The sequence below is a fragment of the Pseudomonas sp. P4_C3 genome, assembly GCF_056402075.1.
The window spans coordinates 1-3,803 of record NZ_JBFUIC010000357.1; the positions used below are offsets into that span (position 1 = coordinate 1).

The 3,803-nt window shown below is 58.6% G+C and carries 4 protein-coding genes and 1 pseudogene; 2 read left to right on the forward strand and 3 right to left on the reverse strand.

Features of this window, described 5'->3' with window-relative positions; translation table 11 throughout:
- A partial coding sequence (gene pmrG / locus AC1DVH_RS27450) for a lipopolysaccharide core heptose(II)-phosphate phosphatase PmrG (protein WP_477756439.1) occupies positions 1 to 596 on the reverse strand: 596 nt, incomplete at its 3' end.
- 394 nt (positions 597 to 990) lie between these two features.
- Between pmrG and AC1DVH_RS27455 the strand changes: the two are divergent.
- Both AC1DVH_RS27455 and AC1DVH_RS27460 read left to right on the forward strand, forming a co-directional pair.
- Positions 991 to 1,917: pseudogene (locus tag AC1DVH_RS27455) on the forward strand (methyl-accepting chemotaxis protein); the annotation flags it as partial.
- The gene (locus AC1DVH_RS27460; protein ID WP_477756441.1) at positions 1,912 to 2,775 is read left to right on the forward strand and encodes a methyl-accepting chemotaxis protein; all 864 of its coding nucleotides are present in this window, start codon (positions 1,912 to 1,914) and stop codon (positions 2,773 to 2,775) included. The pseudogene AC1DVH_RS27455 and the gene AC1DVH_RS27460, both read left to right, overlap by 6 nt.
- A gap of 73 nt (positions 2,776 to 2,848) precedes the next feature.
- Here the strand turns inward: AC1DVH_RS27460 and AC1DVH_RS27465 are convergent, their stop codons facing one another.
- Together AC1DVH_RS27465 and AC1DVH_RS27470 are read right to left on the reverse strand one after the other, a co-directional pair.
- Positions 2,849 to 3,154: a helix-turn-helix domain-containing protein gene (locus tag AC1DVH_RS27465; protein WP_218429176.1), complete on the reverse strand. Its 306-nt coding sequence runs from the start codon at positions 3,152 to 3,154 to the stop codon at positions 2,849 to 2,851.
- Complete coding sequence (locus AC1DVH_RS27470) at positions 3,147 to 3,512, reverse strand: type II toxin-antitoxin system RelE/ParE family toxin (RefSeq protein ID WP_477756440.1); 366 nt, start codon at positions 3,510 to 3,512, stop codon at positions 3,147 to 3,149. The genes AC1DVH_RS27465 and AC1DVH_RS27470 overlap by 8 nt, the downstream gene beginning before the upstream one ends.
- Between the last annotated feature and the right edge of the window lie 291 nt (positions 3,513 to 3,803).

The following is a 3,803-nucleotide window of genomic DNA, read 5'->3' on the forward strand; positions in this document are numbered from 1 at the left end:
GAAATAAACAGTGAAGCGCCATAACCCAGGGTCGAAGTCGGTAACTTGAGGTCTTTTTCCAGTTGCTCCATGCACTCGCTGTGGGTCACCAGAATCAGGTTACGCCCAGCCACTTTATGCCCAAGCGTGTCGCGCAACATGGTGCCCTTGCAACTGATCAGCCAGTTTTCACCCGTGCCAACCTTGTTGAACATGAAGTTGGCGGTCTGCGCTGTACGCAATATCGGGCTGTTGTAGATATCGGCCTTGTCCAGGCCCAGGTGCTTGAACTGTGCCCCGAGGCTCTCGGCAACACTGCGAGAGCGCTCGGTAATGCCATCGTTGCCGATCAGGCAAGGCGCCGAGGAGTGATCGCAGCGCTCGACGTGACGCACCAGCACGATCATGTCGCCCTTGGCCCATCCCGTCATCAAAGCCTGTGCACCGGCTAAATTGCCGTGAGCCAGGTCCGGTGCGGTGGCGGGACGTAACAAAAATACGGTCAGCGGGATGACCAGCAGCGCCGAGGCCAACACCACGGCGGCATTGCGATAGCGAGCATAGCGGTTCAGATCGATCGAGCGTTTTTTCCCGAAAAGACTCAGTCTCAATTCCACATCAAGCCGCCTCACCGGCACGCAACACCTCATTAGATCCCGAAAGGCTAAAGAAACGTGCGTTGCCGGCGAGTGAAAGACATGTGAAAAAAAGCTTAAAGCATTGCAAAAACCTTGTTACAGAATCCGCCGCACAAAAACCTTTCAGCTCCCGGGATTGCTGCCGATACATCCTGCTTACACAGCTTGGCGGCCCCCAAAAAAAACAATCTTCCAGCCAACCGACGATAGAGAAGCACTAAGTTCCTGGAGGAATGTGATGAATAGCTGGTTCGGCAACATCAGCGTGAACCTGAAACTGGGCCTGGGATTTGGCCTGGTCCTGGCACTGACCTGCATCCTCGCTCTGACCGGCTGGACCAGCCTGGGCGGGTTGATCGACCGCAGTAACTGGATGAGCGACATCACCCAGCTCAACGCCGGCCTGACCAAGCTGCGCGTGGTTCGCCTGCAATACATGCTGACCAACGGCGACGAAACCGCCGCACAGAGCGTACAGACCACCCTCGACGCCTTCTCGGCCCAGCAGCAAGCCCTGCTGGCGAAGTTCAAGAGCCCGGAAAACCTCAAGCTGCTGCGAGAGCAAGGCGCCGTCATCGACGCCTACAAGACGTCCCTGGGCAAGATGCGCAGCGCCTATCGCGCCGGCAACAGCGCCCGCGACGCCATGAGTGCCAACGCCGAAACCGCCAACACGCTGATCAATGACATCAATACCCGCGTGCAGCAAATGCCGCTGAGCGACCAGCGCTTCGAACAGTTCCAGACCATTACGGCTGCAAAGGAGGCGTTCCTCTTGGCCCGATACGAAGTGCGTGGCTACACCGCCAGTACCGATGCCGGGACAGAGCAAAAAGCCGTCGGCCAACTGGACGCCGCCATTGCCAGCCTGAAACCGCTGAATGCGCATTTCGCCGATTCGCAGCAAGACGCCCTGCGTCAGCTGGAAACGGCGCTTGGCAACTATCGCGGTGCCTTGCAGGCCTACAAGGCCGCCAGCAATGACGCGGTGCAAGCGCGCAAGGAAATGACCGACCAGGGTGCCACCATCGTGGCCCAGAGCGATCAGCTGTATCAGACTCAGCTCGATCGCCGTGACGCCGAAAGCGCCCAGGCGCGCACCCTGCAACTGATCAGCACATTACTGGCGTTGCTGGTGGGCATCATTGCCGCCGTGGTCATCACTCGCCAGATTACCCGTCCACTGCGCGAAACCCTGGCGGTGGTCGATCGCATCGCCAGCGGTGACCTGTCCCAGAACGTGGTGGTCAGCCGTCGCGATGAACTCGGCGTGTTGCAGCAAGGCATTGCGCGCATGGGCGTGACCCTGCGCGACTTGATCAGCGGCATCCGCGATGGCGTGACCCAAATCGCCAGCGCCGCCGAAGAGCTGTCGGCTGTGACCGAACAGACCAGTGCCGGGGTCAACAGCCAGAAAGTCGAGACCGATCAGGTGGCCACCGCCATGCACGAGATGACCGCCACGGTGCAGGAAGTCGCGCGCAACGCCGAAGAAGCCTCGCAAGCCGCTGCGGCGGCGGATGACGAAGCCCGTGAAGGTGACAAAGTGGTCAACGAAGCCATCGCCCAGATCGAGCGTCTGGCCAGCGAAGTGGTGCGTTCCACCGAGGCCATGAGCGTGCTGCAACGGGAAAGTGACAAGATCGGCAGCGTCATGGACGTGATCAAGGCCGTGGCCGAACAGACCAACCTGCTGGCGCTCAACGCCGCCATCGAAGCGGCCCGTGCCGGTGAAGCCGGTCGTGGTTTTGCCGTAGTGGCCGACGAGGTCCGCGGCCTGGCCCAGCGCACGCAGAAATCCACCGAGGAAATCGAAGGCCTGGTGGCCGGCTTGCAGAACGGCACGCAACAAGTGTCGGCGGTGATGAACAACAGCCGCGTCCTCACCGACAGCAGCGTGGCCCTGACCCGCAAGGCCGGCGAGTCGCTGGAGAACATCACCCGCACGGTGTCCAGCATCCAGTCGATGAACCAGCAGATCGCCGCCGCTGCCGAACAACAAAGCGCCGTGGCCGAAGAGATCAGCCGCAGCATCATCAACGTGCGCGACGTGTCTGAACAGACGGCTGCTGCGAGTGATGAAACGGCAGCGTCGAGTGTTGAACTGGCGCGGCTGGGGAATCAGTTGCAGATGATGGTGAGTCACTTCAGGGTCTAGGCCGAACACGTCAGCGCGTTGCCAGGAAGCCCTTTGAATAAAGGGCTTCTCTCATTCCAGGCAGTCGAGCTGCCTATTTGGCGAAGTTTTCGATTTTTACCTGGCCTTCAGGAAAGGTGGCGATGATTTCCAACTCGCCACCCATCGCGCGGATGTAGTTGCGCAAGGTGCTGATGTACATGTCTGTGCGCCGTTCCATTTTCGAGATTGCCGCCTGGTTGATGTGCAGGGCCTTGGCCAATGTTTCCTGGCTCAGTTCCTGGGCTTTTCGAAGCTCATGCAGAGGCATTTCTTTCAAGTGTTGTCGGAGCAACTGCTCTGCATCGGCACGTGACTCAGGCGACATGCGTGCTTGAAGCTCAGCGAATTTTTTAGCCATCGTTGCGGCCCTCTTTTCCCAGTGTTTCCAAATGTTCGTCATACAGCTTTTCGGCCACGGGGACATGAACTTCATACCAGCGATCCTGACCAGTCTTATCGCCACCGATCAGCAATAACGCACATCGACGCGGATCAAATGCATACGACACGCGATAAGGGCGACCACCATGCTGTATCCGCAGCTCTCGGAGATTGCCATGTCGCGAACCCTTGATGTCGCTGCTGCGGGGAAATCCGAGACCCGGTCCGAAGAGCTCCAGCAAGTCGACACTCGCCGATACTGAAGCCTGCTCCTTTTCATTCAGATTGCCCCACCAATCGCCAAATTCATCCGTGTATTCAACGTCCCATTTCATACAAATATGCCACCTGCGGAATATAACCTCAAGGGAATAACTGTATGAGTTTCAGCGACCCTTCGACTAGCCTTGAGCCTCCACACAATTGTTAATGATGATTGCTGGTGGAACCTGGATGTCGTCGAGTTCTAGAGGGCGCGCGAGTGCTGGCGCAGTCCTCGAAACTYACTGAAACCCCGTACGCAAATCCCCTTCCCGTGCCAGGAACCGCCCTTCCCTGCGCCCGTTGGCCTGACCATCGCGGTAGCTCAACACACCGTTGACCCATACGCCCTCGATACCTTGTGC

Bases quoted from the DNA above. Each gene is read 5' to 3' on its own strand.
- AC1DVH_RS27460 (WP_477756441.1), top strand. From the start codon at position 1,912: ATGGGCGTGACCCTGCGCGACTTGATCAGCGGCATCCGCGATGGCGTG.
- AC1DVH_RS27465 (WP_218429176.1), bottom strand. From the start codon at position 3,154: ATGGCTAAAAAATTCGCTGAGCTTCAAGCACGCATGTCGCCTGAGTCA.
- AC1DVH_RS27470 (WP_477756440.1), bottom strand. From the start codon at position 3,512: ATGAAATGGGACGTTGAATACACGGATGAATTTGGCGATTGGTGGGGC.